General features: G+C 38.5%; 20 protein-coding genes. 13 read left to right on the forward strand and 7 right to left on the reverse strand.

All coding sequences use genetic code 11. The annotated features are described in order from the left end of the window. Positions 1–12: 12 nt before the first annotated feature. The 13 genes from nrfD (at position 13) to HND50_14555 (ending at position 10,867) form a co-directional block, all read left to right on the forward strand. Positions 13–1,419: a polysulfide reductase NrfD gene (gene nrfD, locus HND50_14495; GenBank protein NOG46448.1), complete on the forward strand. Its 1,407-nt coding sequence runs from the start codon at positions 13–15 to the stop codon at positions 1,417–1,419. Beyond that, complete coding sequence (locus HND50_14500; protein ID NOG46449.1) at positions 1,419–1,970, forward strand: DUF3341 domain-containing protein; 552 nt, start codon at positions 1,419–1,421, stop codon at positions 1,968–1,970. Before nrfD ends, HND50_14500 begins: the two co-directional genes overlap by 1 nt. A 4-nt stretch (positions 1,971–1,974) precedes the next feature. Beyond that, the gene (locus HND50_14505) at positions 1,975–2,613 is read left to right on the forward strand and encodes a cytochrome c (protein NOG46450.1); all 639 of its coding nucleotides are present in this window, start codon (positions 1,975–1,977) and stop codon (positions 2,611–2,613) included. 8 nt (positions 2,614–2,621) lie between these two features. Then, entirely contained in the window at positions 2,622–3,806 is a 1,185-nt protein-coding gene (locus tag HND50_14510) for a hypothetical protein (GenBank protein NOG46451.1), read from the forward strand. Positions 3,807–3,831: 25 nt separating this feature from the next. Beyond that, positions 3,832–4,128: a hypothetical protein gene (locus HND50_14515; GenBank protein ID NOG46452.1), complete on the forward strand. Its 297-nt coding sequence runs from the start codon at positions 3,832–3,834 to the stop codon at positions 4,126–4,128. Between the two features lies 1 nt (position 4,129). After that, positions 4,130–4,933 (forward strand): SCO family protein, encoded by an 804-nt coding sequence (locus HND50_14520; GenBank protein NOG46453.1) that lies wholly within the window; start codon positions 4,130–4,132, stop codon positions 4,931–4,933. A 37-nt stretch (positions 4,934–4,970) separates the two neighbouring features. Next, on the forward strand, positions 4,971–5,909 hold the full coding sequence (gene coxB, locus HND50_14525; protein NOG46454.1) for a cytochrome c oxidase subunit II: 939 nt from the start codon (positions 4,971–4,973) through the stop codon (positions 5,907–5,909). Between the two features lie 11 nt (positions 5,910–5,920). Then, positions 5,921–7,555 carry a cytochrome c oxidase subunit I gene (gene ctaD / locus HND50_14530; GenBank protein ID NOG46455.1) on the forward strand — a complete coding sequence of 545 codons (1,635 nt, stop codon included), beginning with the start codon at positions 5,921–5,923 and terminating at the stop codon, positions 7,553–7,555. Positions 7,556–7,623: 68 nt separating this feature from the next. Continuing rightward, on the forward strand, positions 7,624–8,268 hold the full coding sequence (locus tag HND50_14535; protein NOG46456.1) for a cytochrome c oxidase subunit 3 family protein: 645 nt from the start codon (positions 7,624–7,626) through the stop codon (positions 8,266–8,268). A 6-nt stretch (positions 8,269–8,274) separates the two neighbouring features. Continuing rightward, positions 8,275–8,634, forward strand: a complete 360-nt coding sequence (locus tag HND50_14540; protein NOG46457.1) for a cytochrome-c oxidase — start codon at positions 8,275–8,277, stop codon at positions 8,632–8,634. Positions 8,635–8,750: 116 nt separating this feature from the next. Continuing rightward, positions 8,751–9,323 carry an SCO family protein gene (locus HND50_14545; protein NOG46458.1) on the forward strand — a complete coding sequence of 191 codons (573 nt, stop codon included), beginning with the start codon at positions 8,751–8,753 and terminating at the stop codon, positions 9,321–9,323. A 24-nt stretch (positions 9,324–9,347) separates the two neighbouring features. Beyond that, positions 9,348–9,761 (forward strand): DUF420 domain-containing protein, encoded by a 414-nt coding sequence (locus HND50_14550; GenBank protein NOG46459.1) that lies wholly within the window; start codon positions 9,348–9,350, stop codon positions 9,759–9,761. A gap of 86 nt (positions 9,762–9,847) precedes the next feature. Further along, positions 9,848–10,867, forward strand: a complete 1,020-nt coding sequence (locus HND50_14555; protein ID NOG46460.1) for a quinone-dependent dihydroorotate dehydrogenase — start codon at positions 9,848–9,850, stop codon at positions 10,865–10,867. Here HND50_14555 and HND50_14560 read toward each other — a convergent pair. From HND50_14560 to HND50_14590, 7 genes are all read right to left on the reverse strand, one after another. After that, a complete protein-coding gene (locus tag HND50_14560) occupies positions 10,864–11,718 on the reverse strand; it encodes a ferredoxin-NADP reductase (GenBank protein NOG46461.1) in 855 nt (284 codons plus the stop codon). The genes HND50_14555 and HND50_14560 overlap by 4 nt on opposite strands. A gap of 57 nt (positions 11,719–11,775) precedes the next feature. After that, a complete protein-coding gene (locus HND50_14565) occupies positions 11,776–12,354 on the reverse strand; it encodes an RnfABCDGE type electron transport complex subunit A (protein NOG46462.1) in 579 nt (192 codons plus the stop codon). A 127-nt stretch (positions 12,355–12,481) separates the two neighbouring features. Beyond that, positions 12,482–13,144: an electron transport complex subunit E gene (locus tag HND50_14570; GenBank protein NOG46463.1), complete on the reverse strand. Its 663-nt coding sequence runs from the start codon at positions 13,142–13,144 to the stop codon at positions 12,482–12,484. A gap of 158 nt (positions 13,145–13,302) precedes the next feature. Next, positions 13,303–13,980 carry an FMN-binding protein gene (locus HND50_14575; protein ID NOG46464.1) on the reverse strand — a complete coding sequence of 226 codons (678 nt, stop codon included), beginning with the start codon at positions 13,978–13,980 and terminating at the stop codon, positions 13,303–13,305. Continuing rightward, positions 13,977–14,999, reverse strand: coding sequence for an RnfABCDGE type electron transport complex subunit D (locus tag HND50_14580; protein ID NOG46465.1), 1,023 nt, complete (start codon positions 14,997–14,999; stop codon positions 13,977–13,979). The genes HND50_14575 and HND50_14580 overlap by 4 nt, the downstream gene beginning before the upstream one ends. Before the next feature lie 157 nt (positions 15,000–15,156). Then, complete coding sequence (gene rsxC / locus HND50_14585; GenBank protein ID NOG46466.1) at positions 15,157–16,494, reverse strand: electron transport complex subunit RsxC; 1,338 nt, start codon at positions 16,492–16,494, stop codon at positions 15,157–15,159. Positions 16,495–16,631: 137 nt separating this feature from the next. Continuing rightward, a complete protein-coding gene (locus HND50_14590) occupies positions 16,632–21,500 on the reverse strand; it encodes a pyruvate ferredoxin oxidoreductase (protein ID NOG46467.1) in 4,869 nt (1,622 codons plus the stop codon). Between the last annotated feature and the right edge of the window lie 143 nt (positions 21,501–21,643).

Consider the following 21,643-nt stretch of genomic DNA (forward strand, 5'->3'; position numbering starts at 1 on the left):
AGCGAGTATAATGTGAGTTCGAAGAACATTGAAACAGATGCAAGTGTAGATTATAAAGTGCCCTTAATTACGGGTAACCCTACTTTTGCATCTATTACTGAAAGTGTTTCCAAAGTAGTTGAATCGAAAACCACCAAAGAATGGGCCATACTTTTTGGTTTTTTCTCCTCTTTAATGATGGTAATGGTTGGATCAATTGGTTATCTGGTTTGGGAAGGTACCGGTATTTGGGGCTTAAATAACCCTGTTGGCTGGGGTTGGGCGATAGTAAACTTTGTATTCTGGGTTGGGATTGGTCACGCCGGAACATTGATTTCCGCAGTGCTTTTTTTGTTCAGACAAAAGTGGCGTACATCCATTAACCGATTTGCCGAAGCGATGACAATTTTTGCAGTTATTTGTGCCTTGATTTTTCCAGGTATTCATGTTGGCCGTATTTGGGCAGTCTATTATTTTTTCCCGATTCCAAACCAAATGGATATGTGGCCAAATTTTAGAAGTCCTCTCCTGTGGGATTTCTTTGCGGTTGGTACATATTTTACTGTTTCATTTATGTTTTGGTACACAGGCTTGATCCCCGATTTGGCTACATTGCGTGATCGTGCTACCAACAAAATTCGTAAAATTATTCTTGGTGTTGCATCTTTAGGGTGGCGAGGTGGAAATAAACAATGGAAGCATTATGAGTTGGCTTATTTGCTTTTAGCCGGTCTTTCTACACCATTGGTTCTTTCTGTACATAGTGTGGTTAGTACAGACTTTGCAACCAGTGTAATTCCCGGTTGGCATACGACAATTTTTCCACCGTATTTTGTGGCCGGTGCTATCTTTTCCGGTTTTGCTATGGTGATGACCTTGGCGATTATTGCGCGGAAAATATATAACCTTGAAAATATTATTACGGTTACACATCTTGAAAATATGAATAAGATTATCCTTTTAACAGGGATGATTGTAGGCTATTCATATGGAATGGAGTTTTTTGTAGCTTGGTATAGCGGCAATCCCTACGAATCTTTTGCATTTGTCAATCGTGCTTTTGGCCAATATGCATGGGCTTACTGGATAATGATTTCATGCAATGTGCTGGTTCCGCAAATTTTCTGGTCCCGTAAATTAAGAAGGAGCATACCTGTGATGTTTGTTGCTTCTATTTTTGTAAATATCGGGATGTGGTTTGAACGTTTTGTAATAATTGTAACAACCCTTGCAAAGGATTATCTGCCTTCTGCCTGGGATTATTTTTCACCAACATTTTGGGATGTCGCATTAATGATTGGTGTTTTCGGATTGTTTTTTACACTCTTTTTATTGTTTATCAAACATTTGCCTATGATTGCAATGTCTGAGGTTAAAGGAGTGCTTCCGCAAGCAGACCCTCATTATGGGCATAACGGACATGAAGGAGAAAGTAAATAATGAGTGATAAAAATGTATTGGCTGTTTTAGCCGAGTTTAAAGATCCTGGTGATCTTTTACACGCAGCAGAGAAAGTAAATAAAGAAGGCTATAAAAAATACGACTGCCATTCACCTTTCCCGATTCACGGAATGGATGATGCAATGGGCGAGAAACGCTCTCCTTTGGGATATATGGTAGGTGTCGTTGCTTTTCTTTCTGTCGCAGGCATGTACTTATTTCAGTACTGGACTTCTGCTGTAGATTATCCTTTGGTTTTATCCGGAAAGCCACTTTTTAGTTATCAGGCATTTGGTGTTGCCTCCTGGGCGGTTATGGTTCTGCTTTCTGCCAGCACTGCTCTTATTGGAATGTTGGTTTTAAATGGTTTACCTCGATTACATCATCCGCTTTTTTATTCTGATAATTTTTCAAAAAAAGCCAATGATGATGGATTTTTTGTCAGTGTAGAAGCACACGATCCTAAATTTGATCCTGAAAAAACAAAAAGCTTTCTTGAATCAATCGGTGGAACAAATGTTGAACTAATTGTACCGGATGATGAAGGGTAATAAAATGGGAAGGTTTATTTTGAAATTAAATATTAAAAAATGGTTAAAACAGGTACTAAGCCTTGTGGTTCTGCCGCTTATATTTGTTGGATGTTTCCGGGGAACTCCTTCAGAAAAGCCAGCCATTCACTTAAATCCAAATATGGATGACCAACAGCGATATGATCCACAGGAAGAGAGTGAGTTTTTTGCTGATGGACTTACCATGCGCCCGCTCGTTGAAGGAACAGTTGCTCGTGGTGAACTAAATGAAGATGATGCCTACTATCGTGGCCGTGATGAAAACGGAAACTATCTTAAAACAATCCCGATGGAAGTTACACACGGGTTAATGGCACGGGGTCAAGAGCGATATGATATTTTTTGTGCACCTTGCCACAGCAGATCCGGTGATGGAAAAGGTATTGTACCAAAACGTGGATTTTTACCACCACCATCTTTCTTCCAGGAAAATGTTTTAGCCTTTGATGATGGCTATATTTATGAAGTGATAAACAATGGTGTTCGTAATATGCCTGCTTATAGAAAGCAAATTCCTGTTAATGACCGCTGGGCAATTGTGGCTTATGTAAGGGCTTTGCAAAGAACGCAAACTGCTACTGTAGAAGATTTACCCAAAGACAAACTTAACGAGCTTAATTAGAGAAAAAAATGAGTAAAGACACGAGTAATTATACAATTTCGAATAAAGGTACACTGGGGCGAAATGCTCTAATTGTAGGAGCTGTATTTTTGGTGGTAAGCGCCATAGGATGGTTTATAGATCCCAAACAGTTCTATGATTCATACCTGATTGCTTATACATTTTGGTTAACGTTTGCATTGGGTGGATTGTTTTTCACTTTGGTTAATCATCTGTTTGGCTCACAATGGAATATTGTGATGCGTAGGTTTACAGAAGCGGCCATGTACAGTTTTCCTTTGTTGGCAATATTTTTTATTCCCATTTTATTTGGAATGCACGACTTATATCACTGGACCCATGAAGAAGTTGTCGCAAGTGATCCGATTCTGACAGCAAAAGCAGGCTACCTGAATAATACATTCTTTATAATCCGCGCTGTATTCTATTTTACAGTTTGGTTTTTGATTAGTCGTGTTTTATACAAATTGTCTTTAAAACAGGACAAGGATCCTGATGATAAGATCATTTTAAAAATGAAACAGATCAGTGCGCCGGGAATGATTTTATTTGCATTAACATCTACATTTGCTTCTTTTGATTGGCTTATGTCCCTTGAACCACACTGGTTTTCTACAATTTATGGGCTTTACTTTTTTGCCGGCAACTTTTTAGCGATCCTTTGTTTTGTGATTTTATTTGGCCTCAATCTTCGAAAAAAAGGGTATTTAGTAGATACCTTCACAGTCGAGCATTATCATGACTTGGCCAAAATAATTTTTGGCTTTATAATTTTTTGGGGCTATATGGGTTTTTCTCAATACTTCCTGATTTGGTATGCAAATATCCCGGAAGAAACAGTTTATTATCTTACACGCTGGGAAAACGGATGGAGTAACATTACACTGATAATAATTTTTGGCCACTTTGTATTTCCGTTTTTAGCTGTATTGATACGTGCTTCAAAAAGGAATTTTTCATGGCTAAAATTTGTGGCAATCTGGCTGATAATCATGCACTATGTAGACATGGTCTGGTTAATAAGACCGGCAATTTCTCATGGTCACGGACCTTCCTTTAGCTGGATGGATTTGAGTACTATTCTTGCTGTTGGTGGTTTTTTCCTTTGGAATTTTTGGAATAATTTAACCAGTAATCCACTGGTTCCGGTTGGTGAAAGGCGTTTAGAAGCCTCTATCAAGTTTAAAGTTTAAAGATTAATTTTATTTAGGATTCAATATGTCTTCAGGATATGAAAAGAAAGATGTAAGTGTAAAAGGGCTAATTTTAGGGACAATCGGTCTAGTTCTTTTAATTATTGTTATGGTTGTTTTTGTCCGTGATTATTTTGTCTATAATATGGAAAATGCTATCACAGAATCTGCAGTGAATAATCCGGCTAAAGATCTTATGGAAATCCAGAAAGCTGAAAACCAACTGCTTACCCGATTTAAGGTAATTGATAAAGAAAAAGGTATGTACCAAATACCAATCGATCTTGCTATGAAGCTTGTTGTACAGGATTATAACAAGTAATATGCGGCTTTTAATAATTTTTTTGCTGGTCTCATTTGGTCTGCTTTTTTCTCAGCAGGTTAGAGATGATGTAGAAGAATTAAAGAAAATAAATGTTTTTGAAAAAAGCGGTAGTTTTATCCCTTTAGATGTACCATTAACAACAGAACAGGGCGATACTGTATCTCTTACTGACTATTTTAACTCCGAAGTCCCGGTTCTTTTTACTTTTGCTTATTATGATTGTCCCATGTTATGCAGCCAAGTATTGACTGCGGTTTCAGCTAGTGTTAAAAAATTAGACTGGGAATCAGATAATAGGTACAAAGTTATTACAATAAGTATTGATCCTGATGAAACACCTGAATTGGCAAGGAAAAAGAAAAAATTTTATCTGGCTGAAATAAGTGATCCTGAGATAAAGAAAAACTGGACATTTTTTACAGCCTCGCAGGAAGCAATAGATACATTAACAGAGGCTTTTGGTTTTGAGTACTATTATGTAGAAGAACGCGATGAATATGCCCATCCGGCAGTTGCATTTGTTTTATCTCCTGAAGGAAAAATTTCGCGTTATTTATACGGTTTGAATTATGAGCCTAAAGATTTAAAATTTGCATTATTAGAAGCGTCAGAAGGAAGAGTGGGAAGTGCACTTGAGAAGTTACTTTTATACTGTTATCATTATGACGCAACAGCAAATACTTATACACCTTTTGCCAAAAATATAATGCGGCTTGGAGGGGTAATTACGCTACTGATTTTAGGTTCTTTTTTGTCAATTTATTGGATTCGCGAAAATAAAAAACACAAAGTTTTAGTTTAAGAAAATCAAAAATAATACTAATTAAGGATTAGCATACATGGATCCGAACGGAACACTATTTTTTCCTGGACAAAGTTCGACGGTAGCGTCTGAAGTTGATGCCCTGTTTTATTTTGTTTTATATCTTTCCATATTTTTCTTCATTCTGGTAACAGGTGGTAGTTTTTTCTTTGCCTGGAAATACCGGAAAAAAGGGGAAGCACAATTTACACCGGGTATTGCGCATCATACTGGTTTGGAAGTTTTCTGGACAGTAGTACCTACAATACTAGTGTTTATTATTTTTGTTTGGGGATTTAAAACGTATCTAACAATGAATGTCCCACCTTCTAATCCAATGGAAATAAAAGTTACAGGCCAAAAATGGTTTTGGACATTTAACTACGAAGAAGGCGCAACTACTACTAATGAGCTTGTAGTTCCGGTTAATCAGCCAGTTAATTTGCTTATGTCTTCAACAGATGTAATCCATAGTTTCTTTATTCCGAATTTCCGTGTAAAAATGGATGTATTGCCAAACCGCTATTCCACATTATGGTTTGAAGCAACAGAAACCGGCGAGTTTGATTTATTTTGTACAGAATATTGTGGAAAAGGTCATTCGGATATGATTGGCAAGGTTAAAGTCGTAACAGAAGAAGATTATCAAACCTGGTTAACCTCAAATAGTAGCGGCAGCGATTTACCGCCGGACGAATGGGGTGCTGAGCTTTATACAAGTAAAGCCTGTTTTACCTGCCATACACTTGATGGAAACCCAAGTGTCGGCCCTACTTTTAAGGGGATTTTCGGCAGGGAAGAAAAAATGACAAATGGTAATTCAATAACCGTTGATGAAAATTATTTAAGAAAATCTATTTTGGAACCACAGGCAGAGATTGTTGAAGGATTTCAACCGGTAATGCCGACCTATCAGGGTGTATTAAAGGATGATGAAATTGATGCCTTAATTGCCTATTTGAAAACTGTAAAGTAAAAGGGAAAAGTATGAGTTCTACAGCAGGTGTTAATTATTTAAATGAGTTTAAAGGCATAAAGTCCTGGTTGTATACTTTGGATCATAAACGAATTGGGGTTATGTACCTTTTTGGTGTTATGATTTCATTTTTGCTGGGCGGTATTTTTGCGGTTGTAATCCGGTTAGAGCTAATGTCACCAGGCATGGATATTATTACTGCTGATACTTATAACCAGATGTTTACGCTACATGGTGCGGTAATGATATTTCTTTTTATTATTCCGGCAATACCGGCGGCTATTGGGAATTTTGTCCTTCCTTTAATGATTGGCGCAAAGGATGTTGCTTTCCCAAGGTTAAATTTGACAAGCTGGTATATTTATATAATTGGGGCCGTTTTTGCTCTTTATTCAATTGTTGCCGGTGCTGTTGATACAGGTTGGACTTTTTATGCTCCATACAGCACAACCACGTCAACCGCTGTAATTTCGATGACGCTTGGTGCATTTATTTTAGGGTTTTCGTCTATTTTTACCGGAGTCAATTTTATAGCCACAGTGCACAAATTGCGTGCTCCTGGTATGACTTGGTTTAAGATGCCTCTAATGGTTTGGGCATTATATGCTACTGCCGTTATTCAGATTCTTGCAACACCGGTTTTAGGAATTACACTGGTTCTGCTAATTCTGGAACGTGCTTTTGGAATTGGTATTTTTGATGCGGCAATGGGCGGAGATCCTGTTTTATTCCAGCATTTTTTCTGGTTCTATTCTCATCCCGCAGTTTATATAATGGTTCTTCCTGGAATGGGTATTATAAGTGAATTAATTGCAACATTCTCTCAAAAGAAAATTTTTGGCTACAAACTTATTGCTTACTCAAGTATGGCCATTGCCTTAATCAGCTTTCTGGTTTGGGGACACCATATGTTTACAAGTGGCCAATCAGAACTTGCAGCAGTTGTATTTTCATTTTTAACCTTTTTTGTAGGAATCCCATCCGGGGTAAAAATGTTTAACTGGATGGCTACCATGTATAAGGGCAGAATTAAACTTGATGCACCGATGTTATGGGCCATGTCCTTTATGTTTCTCTTTGCCATAGGAGGTTTTACAGGTATTATGCTTGGTGCAATTTCCATAGATATACATATGCATGATACTTATTTTGTGGTTGCACATTTTCATTACACTATGATGGGCGGGACGGTAATTGCTTTCTTTGGTGGATTGCATTACTGGTGGCCAAAAATTTGGGGTCGCATGTATAATGAAACCCTTGCAAAGTGGTCAGCTATCTTGGTTTTTGTTGGTTTTAATATGACATTCTTTACCCAGTTTTTCCTTGGGTCACAAGGGATGCCAAGACGTTATTACAATTACCTGGACAAGTTCCAGCCGCTACATGCGTTTTCATCGTATGGATCGTGGGTACTGGCAGCAGGTTTTGTTTTAATGGCGGTTTATCTAATTCACTCTTTGTTTAAAGGCGAAAAAGCACCTGAAAATCCATGGGGTTCTTTGACATTGGAGTGGCAAACTCAATCTCCTCCAATACATCACAATTTTGAAAATGATGTAGTGCTAGATCATGATCCATATGATTATGATACGCGCATGGTGATAGACGACAAGTTAATCAAAAAAGAAGACACAGAAGGTTAACGGCTGTTATTAAAATATAATAGCTTCATGGCCGAATATAAAACTAATCATAATATATTGAGAGGTATATGGAACACGTAGAACATCCATCTTATTTACAGCACCATTTCTCAGATGCGGAGCAACAGGCGGAGACTGCAAAGCTTGGAATGTGGATTTTCCTGTTGACTGAAGTTCTCCTATTTGGCGGATTATTTGCATTTTATGCCATTTATCGTGCCTGGCATCCGGAGATGTTTGTTGAGACAAGCAGTTTGCTTGATGTGAACCTTGGCGCTTTGAATACATTTGTTTTAATAACAAGCTCTTTGACCATGGCTCTTTCCATTCGGTCAATGCAGTTGAATAACAAGAAACAAACAGTTTGGATGCTGGTTGTCACTTTGTTACTGGCCGCTACTTTCCTTGTAGTAAAATACTTTGAGTATAGTCATAAAATTGAGCTTGGCCAATTACCGGGGCATTTTTATACTTATGAAGGACTAACTTCTGTTAATCCGCATATCTTTTTTAGTATTTATTTTACTATGACCGGATTACACGGAATTCATGTTGTTCTTGGAATGATCGTGATTGGCTGGGTTTTGGTACGAACCATTAAAGATGATTTTTCATCAGAATACTATACACCAATTGAAATGACAGGACTATACTGGCACCTGGTTGATTTAATCTGGATATTTTTATTTCCTTTATTGTATTTAATAGGGTAGGGCATTATGACAGAAAAAACACAAGCACATCATCACATACTTCCATTAAGCGTTTACTTTACTATTGCCGGGATTTTATTTGTCTTAACTGCTGTTACTGTAATTGTAGCCGGTTTTGATTTTGGGGCATTTAATTTATTTGTAGCCATGACAGTTGCTGTAATAAAAGGAAGCCTGGTAGCCTTGTATTTTATGCATTTAAAATATGATAACAAACTGTATGGAACTGCCTTAGTCTTATCCTTGATTTTTCTTGCCATATTTATTGGCTTTACCATGTTAGACACAATGTATCGTGGGGAAATTGAGAGTATTGAAGGCCCCTCAATAAATAAAGAGGCTGTTATTTATAATCAAGACAATTAATTTTTTATCCCGCTTCGGCGGGATTTTTTTTGTCCATTATTTCTTTTTTTATATTTCCGACCACGAATTTGTTTTGTATATTTCTTCCAAAAGTTTACACATACAAAGAGGCTAAAATGAAACGTCTGGTTCCTGCATTAATACTATTACTTCTTCTAATCGGCTCTGTATTTTTTGCACAATGGCGATTACAACAAACAACTATTCCTGAACTTTATGAAGTGCCTGACTTTGAATTTAAGTCACATCTTGGTAATACATATACAAACGAAAATTTTAACGATAAAATAACGGTAGCTAATTTTATATTTACAAATTGCCCGGGAATTTGCCCAGTTATGTCTCGTAAAATGGCTGTTATATATGAAAAATATGAAACTCAGAAAGACGTTCAATTTGTCAGCTTTAGCGTAGATCCGGAAAGAGATTCGTTACAGGCTTTAATTGAATATGCTGAAAACTGGGGTGTTGCAGATCAGCGCTGGCAATTTTTGAAAACAGAAAAAGAGGCCATAGAAACGCTATACGAAAATGGTTTTAAACTTGGTGGAGAACTTCCTCGCGGGCATAGCGGTGCATTTGTTTTGATTGATGAAAATGGTGTTATCAGAGGCTATTATAATTATGAAGAGGAAGAAAGCCTTACTTTATTGAACGAACATATTGATCACTTAAAAAACAATCTATAATTAATTAGGATAAGATTTTGCAATATGGAAATTGAAAACCTGGCAACCTTAAATGCTTTACTAAATGGTATAGCCGCAATCATGCTTAGTTTGGGGTTTATTAGTATTCGGAAGGCTAATAAAGTTTCTCACAAAAAATTTATGATTTCAGCATTAATCATTTCAGCAATGTTTTTAATATCATATTTGTTTTATCACTATAATGTTGGCAGTGTTCCTTATCCTTATCACGATTGGACTCGCCCAGTTTATTTTGGGATATTAATCCCACATATAATTTTTGCCGGAATAAATGTTCCTTTCATTTTATCGCTGGTATATTTTGCATTTAAGGGAAAATTTGTAAACCACAAAAAACTTGCGCGCTGGGTATGGCCAGTCTGGATGTATGTTTCAGTTACAGGTGTTATTATTTATTTTATGAATTACATTTTATAGATAATTTTCTTTTGCATCCTGTCAACATTAAAGATAACAATTTAGTTTAAAAATCTCCAAAGCTTAAAATCCACTATAAATTTATGATTTATAAAAAAATTATCCGTCCTCTTTTTTTTAAAGCTGACCCGGAAAAAATTCATAAAACCACACTTGCGGCAATTTCAAATCCGCTAATCCAAGGTGTATTAAAAACAATTTGCAATTATTCAGCATCTAAATTAAAGAAAACTGTTTTTGGGATTGATTTTCAAAATCCAATTGGCCTGGCTGCAGGTTTTGATAAAAATGCTGAACATATCGATGGGTTTGCTGCAATGGGTTTTGGATTTGTTGAAATTGGAACTGTTACACCATTGGCCCAACCAGGAAATCCAATTCCGCGATTATTTAGATTAAAGGTTGATTCTGCTATTATAAACAGGATGGGTTTTAATAACGAAGGTTTAGAGACTGCCGTAGAAAATATTAAAAAGTCCAAATCCGGAATTATTATAGGCGGTAATATTGGCAAAAATAAACTTACACCCAATGAGCAGGCTGTAGATGATTATCTAAAAGGGTTTGATGCTTTATATGATTTTGTAGATTATTTTGTGGTAAATGTCAGTTCACCAAATACACCCGGTTTACGTGAATTGCAGGAAAAAAAACCTTTGATGCATATACTAAATTCCTTGCAGAAAAGGAATGACACAAAGGTTAAGCGAAAACCAATCCTGTTAAAAATAGCGCCAGATTTAACAGATGCCCAGCTTGATGATATTATTGAAATTGTTAAGGAAACAAAAACAGATGGGATCGTTGCAACCAACACAACAATAAGCAGGGAAAACTTAAAGTCCCGGTCAGAGTTAATTCAAAATATTGGTGATGGTGGTTTGAGCGGAAAACCAGTTTTTGATAGATCAAATGAAGTTATACGCTATATCAAGAAAAATTCAACTATTACTGTTATTGGTGTTGGAGGAATTTCATCAGCTAATGATGCCTTAGAAAAAATAAAAGCCGGTGCTGATCTCATTCAAATCTACACCGGCTTAATTTATGAAGGCCCTCTTATTGTAAAGAGGACAAAAAAGCTTCTTGCCTTACAGGAAAATTAATAAATCACTTCTGCCCAACGCTTACCTGCAATTAATTCTGCTTTTCGGTTTTGCCACTTTTCTTTTGAGCCCAGTATGGTAACAAATGCTTTATCTAACATATCACTGATTTTATCATGACCGGCAACAAAAACATGAGTATTTGATTTATCCAGCATTTGCAATATTTCTTCAGTGCGCTGTTCTAATGCATAATCTAATGCGATGGGATCAGCCCAATGTGGACGAGGGCTTAAAGCCTGAAATGCCTCAAAAGTATCTTCGTCATAGTAGCTGGTAAGGTCGTCGTTTTTATCATTCATATACAATAATTCTAACCCGCTTCTTGCGCCATAGAATAGCCTTACTTTGCCTTTCCAATCTTTTACATTTTTATAAAGATGCCTAACCAGTGCCCTAAAAGGTGCAATCCCGGTTCCCATTCCGATTAATAATAAATCTGAGTTTTTATCTTCAGGCAGGTCAAAAGGTAAGCCAAATGGGCCAGTCAATAGAATTTCATCACCCACTTTTTTGTTGCAAAGATAATGCGATGCAACACCATCAAAAATTTCGCCACTAAAATCATCCACATAAGAGCAGCGTTTTACAAGCAGCTTAATCTGTGGTTTTTTACTTTTGCTTGGAATATCAGCAACACTATATAATCTGTGATGTACATTGTTGCCGAATTCGTGCTGGCCTTCAACGAGAACACCAACACTTTGTCCAACTTTATATTCAAATTCAGGACGATCGATTTCAACAACAATCTCCCGTACTTCTTCTGTTCCTTCCGGGGTTAAGCGATCTGTTTTTTTAACAATCGCCTTATGTTGTGTTTTTATATCATAATCTTGTAAGCGGGCCATTTCCCCTCCATTTTAAAATTTTCAATTTCATTTAATTTTTGTTTTCTTAAATCCAGCTTATCCACCTAATCCGGCAAACCCCATAAAGGATAGCGATAATATGCCTGCGATTAACAGCGTAAGAGCAGTTCCCTTGGCTACATTGGGAACATCTGCTAAATCAAGCTGTTCCCGCAAACCGGCCATTAAAATCAGGGCTAAAGTAAAACCAGCTCCAGCACCAAGTGCGTAAACAAAACTTTCCAGAAAGCCATAACCTTTGTTGGTCTGGAAAAGTGCCAATCCTAAAATGGCACAGTTTGTTGTAATTAACGGAAGAAAAATACCAAGCGCACGAAACAGGGCAGGGCTCATTTTTTTGATAAACATTTCCACAAGCTGAACTGTTGACGCAATTACAACAATATATGAGATTAGCTGTAAAAACGGAGCATTTATAGCTATGAGCAAAGCATTGATTCCATAAGCTGACATTGATGCAATGATCATAACAAAAGTAACCGCACCGCCCATACGCGTTGCCGTTTCCAGTTTTCCTGATACACCAAGAAACGGGCAAATACCAAGAAAATAGGCAAGTACAAAATTGTTAATCAAACTTGCGTTAATAAAAATAAACCAGAGTGAATCGTTCATAAAATATAATCCTAAATAAAACTTTGACTGTCATTCAGAGTGTAATGAAATGTAGCGAAGAATCCCATTCTTTAGGAGATGCTTCGTACCTCAGCATGACATAATAATTATCTTTTCAACAACCACTTTACGCAGCTTTCTTTAATTGCCTTTCTTTGCGTTCTTTGGCGGCATTAAAAACAAGTAACCAAATTGCTAAAGTAAAAAAGCCTCCGCCAGGAAGTATCATGATCACCCATTCCTGAAAACTGTCAGGAAAAAATGGGAAACCAAAAATAGTCCCGTTGCCAAAAATCTCTCGCACAACACCAAGGCAAAGCAGCGCAAAAGTAAACCCAAATCCCATTCCAAGGGCATCAAGCAAAGATTTCCCAATTGTATTCTTGGATGCAAAAGCTTCTGCCCGGCCAAGTATTAAGCAGTTTACTACAATCAGCGCGATAAACGCACCAAGTGCTTTATGTAAATCCAAACTAATGGCCATAATAACATAATCAGCTACAGTTACAAAAGTAGCGATTATTAAAATATAGGTGGCAATCCGTACTTGCTTTGGAATAAAATTCCGTAATGATGACACAAGTAAGTTAGACATCAGCAAAACAAAAAGTGTTGCTAAGCCCATGGCCAAAGCATTTTCTGCAGAATTTGTTACGGCCAAAACCGGACACATGCCAAGTACTTGCACAAATACAGGATTTTCGCGCCATAATCCTTTTATAAATTCATCAGTTGATGGGCTTTCTTTCAAAGAATCAAAAAACCCACTTTTCTTTTTTGTTGTTTGCATTTCCATTTGCTATCCATGTTATTCAATTCAACGCAGAAGCGCTGAGTGAACTGACGTTTTTATTTTTTATATAATACATTTGTCATTCAGAGCGCAGTTGAACGTAGCGAAGAATCCAATATTGGGGGATGCTTCGTGCCTCAGCATGACAAATTAGTTTACTCAAACGAATCTTTTTTATTATAAATTACAGGAACCCAGTATTTTGAGCTTTCGCTGATTATATTTCCAATCGCTTTAGATGAAATTGTGGCTCCGGTAATACAGTCTACTTCCCAGGGATTTTCTTTTGTACCACTTTTTACAGGTACTACAAAATTCTTGATGGCATCTAATGACTCATTCAAAGAAACATCTAAGGCTGTAAAGTTATCAAGAAAAGTTTGGTTCTTCTCGATTTTATCACCTAAACCTGGTGTTTCTTTTGTTTCCAAAACATAATAGCCAATTACAGTTTGTTTTTCGGGAGAGTAACCGTAAAGGATTCTCAACACATCCTGAAAGCCCTGGCCGCTTGCTTCAATAGCAATGCCAACCAATTTATTATTGTCATCAAATCCTGCATAAACAAGTTGTTCACCCTGCGGCTCTTGTTTAAAAGCAGTAAAACTTTCATCATCCTCTAATTTATAGGTTGTCTTTTTTGTCGCGCCTGGTAATACTTTAAATACAGCTTTTTCCAATGCTTCACTTTTATTTTGTTTGATTACATCAAATGTAAACTCGTAGGTTAGAACAATCATCAATGCGCACATAATACCTACGCCAACCATTGCCCGGAACATTTTTAAATCGCTTGCCGGTTTCTCTGTTTTTGTTGGATCGAATTGGTTCATGCCTGCCCCCTATTCTTACCTGTTCCATAAACACGAGGTCTTATAAGATTGTCAATGTGTGGAGAGATGGCATTGCCAAGTAAAATTGCATACATAACGCCTTCGGGTAAACCACCCCAGGTTCGGATTACAATTATCAGTGTGCCGATAATAGCTCCATAAACCCAACATCCTAATGGTGTAATGGGTGAGGCTACCATATCAGTTGCCATAAAAACGGCACCAAGCATTAATCCACCGGAGAAAAGCATAAACAAGGGTGATGCATAAAGTTGATCATTAAAAAGGTGAAGCAGTCCGCTAATTATAAAAACGCTTCCAAGCATAGAAACCGGGATTCGCCAGTTCATCATATTTCTGTAAATAAGATATAGACCTCCAAGAAGAATAAGAATGGCGCTGGTTTCACCAATTGAGCCACTGGTTAAACCCATAACCAAATCCATAGAGTCGGCTGCGATCTTATCAAATTTAAAAGCTGATAATGGTGTCGCACCGCTTACGGTATCATAAACCGGTGTTGCAAATGGAAAAGTAAATGTTGAAGATGACAGTGTTGTAAAACGGTCGGCGGTGAATGCCGGATACCACGTTGTGATTGCAACAGGAAATGCTGCTTGTAAAACGGCGCGTCCTACAAGAGCAGGATTAAAAACATTGTATCCCAACCCGCCAAATATAAATTTACCTAAACCAATGGCTATAAAACCTCCGGAAAAAACCATCCATAATGGAAAGTTAGGTGGCAAAGTTAAGCCAAAAAGCAATCCTGTAATGGTGGCTGACCAATCGGATATTGTTGTTTCAGTATTTGTGATTTTGCAAAATAAATGTTCGGCCAGCACGCTGGAGACAACGGCAGTTACCAGCACAAGCAATGCGCTAATCCCGAAGGCATATACCGAGAATGCTGAAATTGGTATAAGTGCCCAGACAACATTGCGCATAATTACATCGGTGCTGATGCCTTTTACAATATGCGGTGAAGTGTGAATGCTAAGTGTTTTGTTTAAACTCATTTTAATTATGGATCCTGGTTGAGCGTTCTATACGAAATCCCTGTTCTTTATGGGAATTCCAAAATTTGATTCAATTTCAGTGATTGATAAAAGCAGAACTATTTTTACCCACCCTTTACCCTCCAAGGAGGGGAATTAGTGAGTGGGTTGTTTTTAATCAATTACGTTTTCTTAAAATTGACTTGGATAACCTGAAATATTGAACCAATGGAATATTTGATGGGCAGACATAAGTACATGATCCGCACTCAAAGCAATCCATTAAATTGTATTCATCAGTCATCTCATCATAACCTTCCTTCTTTGCGAGAATGCCTAATTTGGAAGGGTTTAAAAATATTGGGCAGGCATCTACACATGCCCCGCATTTAATACATGGAAAAATCTTTTCTTTTCGTGTTTTAACTTGTTCATCGGTAAAAACCACAACACCGGATGTTCCTTTTACAATTGGAATATCCAGGTTTGAAACAGCTACACCCATCATTGGGCCGCCCATATAAACCTGGCTGATATTATCTTCAACTCCAACCTGCTCTAAAACATAGCGCAATGGTGTACCAATTGGGATCTGCCAGTTTCCTTTTTTCTTTACACCGGGACCGGTTATGGTAATTACCCGTTCCTGGATGCCACGGCCATGCGGCAATAATCGGCCTATTTCTGCAGTAGTGGCCACATTTACGGCAACAACGCCTATGTCAATTGGCAATCCGCCTGAAGGAACTTCGCGGCCAAGGACGGCAGTTATTAACATTTTCTCTGCACCTTGAGGATATTTTACAGGAATCACAGCAACTGAAATATCCAGCCCATTTTGAGGAATATTTTTTTGCAAATGATCGGCAGCATCTTGTTTATTTGCTTCAATTCCGATTATAGCTTTTTCTGCTCCTGTAACTTTAAGCAGGTATTTGATGCCAGCAAAAATATCATCCGATTGCTCCAGCATAACACGATGGTCGGTTGTCAGGTACGGTTCGCATTCCACACCGTTTATTAAAAGAGTGTCGCACTTTTTGCCTTCCGGCACTTTTAATTTTACATGCGTCGGAAAAGCTGCACCGCCAAGACCAACAATCCCTGCATCCTGAATGCCGGCAATAATTTCATCAACTGTGGCGGAGTCTGCCTCTATTGGCGCACCCTCTATAACTTCCTGAGTATCTGAAGGAAATGGTTCAAGATAAATTCCTGTTGTCATTTTTCCGCTTATAGTAGGCACATTCCCAATCTTACGGATTGTACCGGAAGCCGGTGCATGAGTTGGGACAGAAACAAATCCCGTTGCTTTTGCTATTACCTGGCCACGTACAACTTCCTGGCCTTCACGAACAACAGCTTCGGATGGTGACCCGATATTCTGAGCCAATGGAATTATCATCACGGGTGCAAACGGAAAACGCCGGATAGGTAATTTATTAGTTTCATCTTTTGATTCCGGCGGATGAATACCGTGTTTGAACGTATTGTTTTTCGAAAAAAGAAATGCCATAAAACTGAATTATTCTACCTTTTATTAAATGTCATCCTGAGCGAATCCCAATGTTCTTTATCGGGGCAGTGAAGGATCCCGTATTCAATTGGATTCTTCTCTACGTTTCACTCCGCTCAGAATGACACAAGTATTGTTTAATTATATTTCTCGCCGCGTTTAATCCACTTATCCGCATCTTTTGCAGATTTATCAGCAGGCAATCCTGGATGAATAACCTGGGCTGTACATTTTTCAGCTGCTTTTACCAAATCCTGGTAAGGGCCAGCGTTTGGATCTTTGATGAATGCTTTTTTGTCCCCATTGTATTCAAAAATCTTTGGGTTAATTTTAATGCATTCGTCGCATGCAGTACATTCTTCTGTATCCAGCCATGGTGCCATGTAATCTCCGCTTCCGTCTGCTGCCTGCGCAGGAGCTTCAGATGCTCCCGACTCAGCAGGAGTATCAAGTGCCAGATCGGCGAGGTCTTCACCATTACCACCGGCTAATTGCATAAGTCCCTGTGTAATCTTGCCAACAACTTCTTTGCGGATTTTACCTTCCAGATCAACAGTCTCAGTTTCTTTTACATCAACACCTGCCAGGTCACGAAGCATAATCCAGAAATCACGACGTTCTTCGCATGATTCTACAATTGGTTTTGCTACAAGTACACGGCTTAAATGTTGTTTTTTATCAACTGCCCAAATAAATGGAAATTTGCCTTCACGATCATCTTCACCCATTTCCAGGAATTCACTCAATTGAACCATATCATCATTCCAGGTATCATGCGGTGCTTTGCGGAAATGTTTACGGAAACGAGCTTCAGTTACAGCAAAGTCGGCAAAGGTCATTGCAACTTCCATGGATTTTTCACGGCCATCTTCCATATATTTAAGGGAATAGCTTGGCCATATATCATCCATAGCAGGGTTACCGGTAAGGTCAAATGCATCAGCTGCTTTTACGCCTTCATCCGGATTGTATTTAAAAATAGGATATGCGCGTGATTCCATTGCAAGTTTTGCTTGGTTAACACCAAGGTCATCTGCAACACCATGTTCCGGCTGACAAGTTGTATAAAGGTTAAACAAGGCCGGACGCTTAGCTTGTAAGCCATCTATAAAACCTTCAATCATGTGGCTTGTGTTAGCCAATGTTGCCTGTAACACATAGGTATTGCGGTGTGCCATGGCAAGTAAGCCAATCTCTTTACGGGGCTCTTCTTTACCTTTAATGGCTTTTCCATATTGTGCCATATCGGACACCTGGCCAATAAATCCTGATGTACACGCCTGACCACCTGTGTTTGAATAAACCTGTGTATCAACAATAATACACTTGATAGGTTTACCGGATGCCATCAAACGGGATAGATTTTGAAGACCAATATCGTACATGGCACCGTCACCACCAAGGGCAACTACCGGCGGACAAAGTAAAAATTCTTCATCAGTAAATTTGTGCCAGTTAAAATATGTAAAAAACTCATCATGTTTAGCCGGCTCATAATTTCCGCTTAATTCAAGTTCAGTCATGCGGATAGTACGGAAACCGTCGGCCATTTTAGCCATGTGTCCTTCAAAAATACCCATCGCAATTGATGTGGAATCCTGGAACAGATGGTTTGTCCATGGGAATGGATATGGGTTAAAAGGATAAGTACTTCCCCAAACAGATGTACAACCGGTAGAGTTAGTCATACCCATATTGGAGCGCCCTTTACCCGTAGTTCCATCTACATAACGCCATTTAAGTTTTTTAAGTTTGGCAAGCATTTGGGTTACATTACGCAGCCATTCCTGGTCAACAGGTTCGCCACCTTGTGCAGTTTCCAGTTTACTTGTTATCCCGGCCATGGTTAAATCGTTGTCTTTCATTTCGCTAACAATTTTCTCCATTGTATCCGAGTCACTGATATCGATGGTTTGCATCAATCTAAGCTGAATATGTTTTTCCAGTTTTTTAATCAGTTCATCAAGATAGGCAACATGCTTTTCAACACGTGGTTGCATCAAGGATTCTACAGTTGCTGTAAATAAGTGAACAACAGATTTTTCTGAACATCCGAGACAAGCTCCATCACCACTGGCAAAATTAAGATAAGCATCTTTATTAAGCAGGATTGTTTCAAGTGCGCCAATTTTTTCTTCAAGATCATCTACACGGTTGTATTTTGCAGGTGTGTTTGGCAGATCCATCCACAAATCCCACTCATTGCGCAATTGTTTTATAGTACCGTCGGTTTGAGTTATCGGCCTTAAGGCATCATCATCACATACCTGAACACATTCCATACAACCTTTACATGTATATGGGTTTACCGTAATACTAAAAAGTCCACCGCTATTTGGAGCTTTCTTTTCATGTAGATCGTAGTAAGGGCGGGTTAAAGCAAACTGGAAGTCGCCCAGCTCTTCGCGGAACCATTTAAATTCTTTTGTTAAGGCTGTAGCATCTTTACTGTCCTTAATTGTCAGATCAATTGCTTTGCTGATATGATCGCTGACTGTAGCACCATTTTTTGCACCATTTAGAAGAGTTCGTAATTTTCCTTCCAACTGGCGAACAGCTTTAGGCAATAAGTCTACCTTACCGTGATTTTTCTTTACTCTTGTTACGATTGTATCTAACACGCCGGAAACGTCACTCACTAAACCGGGGATCGCTGTATCCGGACAAACAGTGTAACAATTTCCGCAAGCTGTACAATTATTGGCGATCCATTCAGGATGTTCAAAACGGATTCCGGTCATATCGCGGAAAAGAGAAGTGACAGCAGGCATTACACTTAACCCAATAAACGGATCGGTAAGGTTATCATTTCCTAAACCGCGTAAGTAGAAATTACCTGTCTGTTCCCAGAACCTGTGGATGTCTGTTGTTTTAGATTCGCTTACAGGAATGTCCTTCATCATCATTGGTAAAGCAGGTCCGGAAGCAACAACATCTTCTTTGGAATGTCCGGCACCAAGGACTTTATTTGTAATTTCATTGATTTCATCAAAACCACGTTTTACAACACGCATGTTATCATCAACTACACGCTGACCTTTTGCACCAAATTTGTATTGCAACTGGTCTTCAATTGCTTTTAATAGTTTTTCATCTGTCAATCCGGTTTGTTTCATAACAGGTGATGCTGCAAAGAAAGCACCCTGGAAGGCAATACCCTGCATCCTTAATTGTAGTTCAGGATCAGTCGCTTCTTCACGGGCAATTTTAAATCCATCTATATAGTACACATGAATTTTACGATCGATGATTGTTTTTTGATAGTGTTTTGGAATACTTGCCCAAACCTCCTCGGCAGATTCACCATCGCTCTGGATTATGAAATAACCTTCATCTTTTAAACCGGCCAGGGCATTTGTATGGCCAAAAACATTTGGATCCGGTGAAAGCACAACGTCCACATAAAAATATTCACAGTTAATGCGGATAGGTTCAGGCGCTGCAGCAAGATAATAAGTTGTTGGTTGGCCTTTTTTCTCAGAACCGTATTTCGGATTGGCTTTAATATTATATCCTAAAAGCTCAAACAAAGTCATTGCAAGGTTCTTACCGGTTGTAATTGCACCCCAACCACCAACAGAGTGAAAGCGGACAGTAATCGCGCCATCAGGCATCAGGTTTGGATTTTCAGATCCATGGATAGCAAGTTCTTTAACATTGGGATATGCGTCTTCGATTGTTTCCTGGTAAATTTGCTGTTTAGGTGTGTGTGCAGTTTCGCGGATAAAGTCAATCGAAAGATAAAACAGTTTTTTCTGTTTGCCATCGGGAAGCATATTTTCAATAGCCCCTATAATTCCTTCGGGCTGCAAGTCACGGCTACCCATTCCAAAAGATCCGGAATATAAAGCAGGTACGTCAGATTGTTTATAACTTTCTAATTCAGGATAAACTTTGCCTTTTTTAGCAGCACCGTTTTCAACACATTTTGTCAATGTAGCCCTGATTTCACGCATAATAGGTAAATCAACAGCCAATGGTTGATCAAGACGTTCAAGAACCGCAACACCTTTTCTGCCTTTTAAAAATTTACTGAGAAGATCACCAGGGAAAGGACGGAACATTACAAGATCGATAACACCAATTTTTAATCCGCGGGTTTCGCGTAAATAATCAACAACAACTTCAGCACTTGGGATAACGCTGCCCTGACCAACAATCAGGTAATCTGCGTCATCAGCTTTGTAACTCATAACACGCTCATAACGGCGTCCGGTCAATTTATAAAATTCTTCAAAAGCCTGGTCTGTAAGCTCTTGGATATGATCAAAAAAGAAAGGGCGCTGTGCTGCAACACTTTGCATGTAAGAATCCTGGTTCTGTACAATACCCGCCATTACAGGATTATCAACATCCCAAAGTTCAGGAATACGACGGCGTGTGTCGCCATAAATAATTTTTTGAGCAGCAGTCGGTGTTTCAATTAAATCATCGGGTTTGCCAAGGTATTCACTTATAAGTTCACGTTCTGGGATAAGCAGTGATTCAATCAGGTGAGTTGTTAAAAAACCATCTTGGGCAATAATACCGGGTGTTAATGCCAATTCAGCTATACGATGCGAGATAATATTCATATCTGCCACATGCTGGGCATTTTTAGCAAAGAGTTGAAAAAAACCAGTATCATCAACAGCATGGTAGTCATCATGTCCGGCATGCACGTTCAAAGTTGATTTTGTCATGGCCCGTGCACCAATGTTAAGCACGTAGGTCAAACGTTTTCCAACTGCTGCATAAAGTGATTCATGCATATAAGCAATACCCTGACCGGATGAAAAGTTTGCCGCTCGTAAACCTGTCATTGAAAGACCGGCTGTTACAGCTGCTGCTGCATGTTCGCCTTCAGGTTCAATAAAAATCAATGGACGACCTGAAATGTTTAAATGGCCTTTAGCAGCTTCTTCTGCCCAATATTCACCCATTTGTGTGGATGGTGTAATTGGGTAAGCACCTGCTGCATCGGTTGATTCCCTTTCGCACATAATTGCTGCGGTATTTCCATCCATCGCAACACGTGTGCCTGTGTATTTGAATTTTTTAGTCTCTTTAGCCATGATGGCTCCTTTGTTTTAAGATTTTTTACTCTTATATGGTTTTAATTTTTTTTTGTCATTCAGTACTGAAACAATGTGAAGCTCCGTTTCATTGG

The organism is Calditrichota bacterium, assembly GCA_013112635.1.
Taxonomy (GTDB): Bacteria; Calditrichota; Calditrichia; order Calditrichales; family J004; genus JABFGF01.

Coding starts and splice junctions, on each gene's coding strand:
- HND50_14500 (NOG46449.1), top strand. CDS start 1,419: ATGAGTGATAAAAATGTATTGGCTGTTTTAGCCGAGTTTAAAGATCCT.
- HND50_14505 (NOG46450.1), top strand. CDS start 1,975: ATGGGAAGGTTTATTTTGAAATTAAATATTAAAAAATGGTTAAAACAG.
- HND50_14510 (NOG46451.1), top strand. CDS start 2,622: ATGAGTAAAGACACGAGTAATTATACAATTTCGAATAAAGGTACACTG.
- HND50_14515 (NOG46452.1), top strand. CDS start 3,832: ATGTCTTCAGGATATGAAAAGAAAGATGTAAGTGTAAAAGGGCTAATT.
- HND50_14520 (NOG46453.1), top strand. CDS start 4,130: ATGCGGCTTTTAATAATTTTTTTGCTGGTCTCATTTGGTCTGCTTTTT.
- coxB (NOG46454.1), top strand. CDS start 4,971: ATGGATCCGAACGGAACACTATTTTTTCCTGGACAAAGTTCGACGGTA.
- ctaD (NOG46455.1), top strand. CDS start 5,921: ATGAGTTCTACAGCAGGTGTTAATTATTTAAATGAGTTTAAAGGCATA.
- HND50_14535 (NOG46456.1), top strand. CDS start 7,624: ATGGAACACGTAGAACATCCATCTTATTTACAGCACCATTTCTCAGAT.
- HND50_14540 (NOG46457.1), top strand. CDS start 8,275: ATGACAGAAAAAACACAAGCACATCATCACATACTTCCATTAAGCGTT.
- HND50_14545 (NOG46458.1), top strand. CDS start 8,751: ATGAAACGTCTGGTTCCTGCATTAATACTATTACTTCTTCTAATCGGC.
- HND50_14550 (NOG46459.1), top strand. CDS start 9,348: ATGGAAATTGAAAACCTGGCAACCTTAAATGCTTTACTAAATGGTATA.
- HND50_14560 (NOG46461.1), bottom strand. CDS start 11,718: ATGGCCCGCTTACAAGATTATGATATAAAAACACAACATAAGGCGATT.
- HND50_14565 (NOG46462.1), bottom strand. CDS start 12,354: ATGAACGATTCACTCTGGTTTATTTTTATTAACGCAAGTTTGATTAAC.
- HND50_14570 (NOG46463.1), bottom strand. CDS start 13,144: ATGCAAACAACAAAAAAGAAAAGTGGGTTTTTTGATTCTTTGAAAGAA.
- HND50_14575 (NOG46464.1), bottom strand. CDS start 13,980: ATGAACCAATTCGATCCAACAAAAACAGAGAAACCGGCAAGCGATTTA.
- HND50_14580 (NOG46465.1), bottom strand. CDS start 14,999: ATGAGTTTAAACAAAACACTTAGCATTCACACTTCACCGCATATTGTA.
- rsxC (NOG46466.1), bottom strand. CDS start 16,494: ATGGCATTTCTTTTTTCGAAAAACAATACGTTCAAACACGGTATTCAT.
- HND50_14590 (NOG46467.1), bottom strand. CDS start 21,500: ATGGATGGAAATACCGCAGCAATTATGTGCGAAAGGGAATCAACCGAT.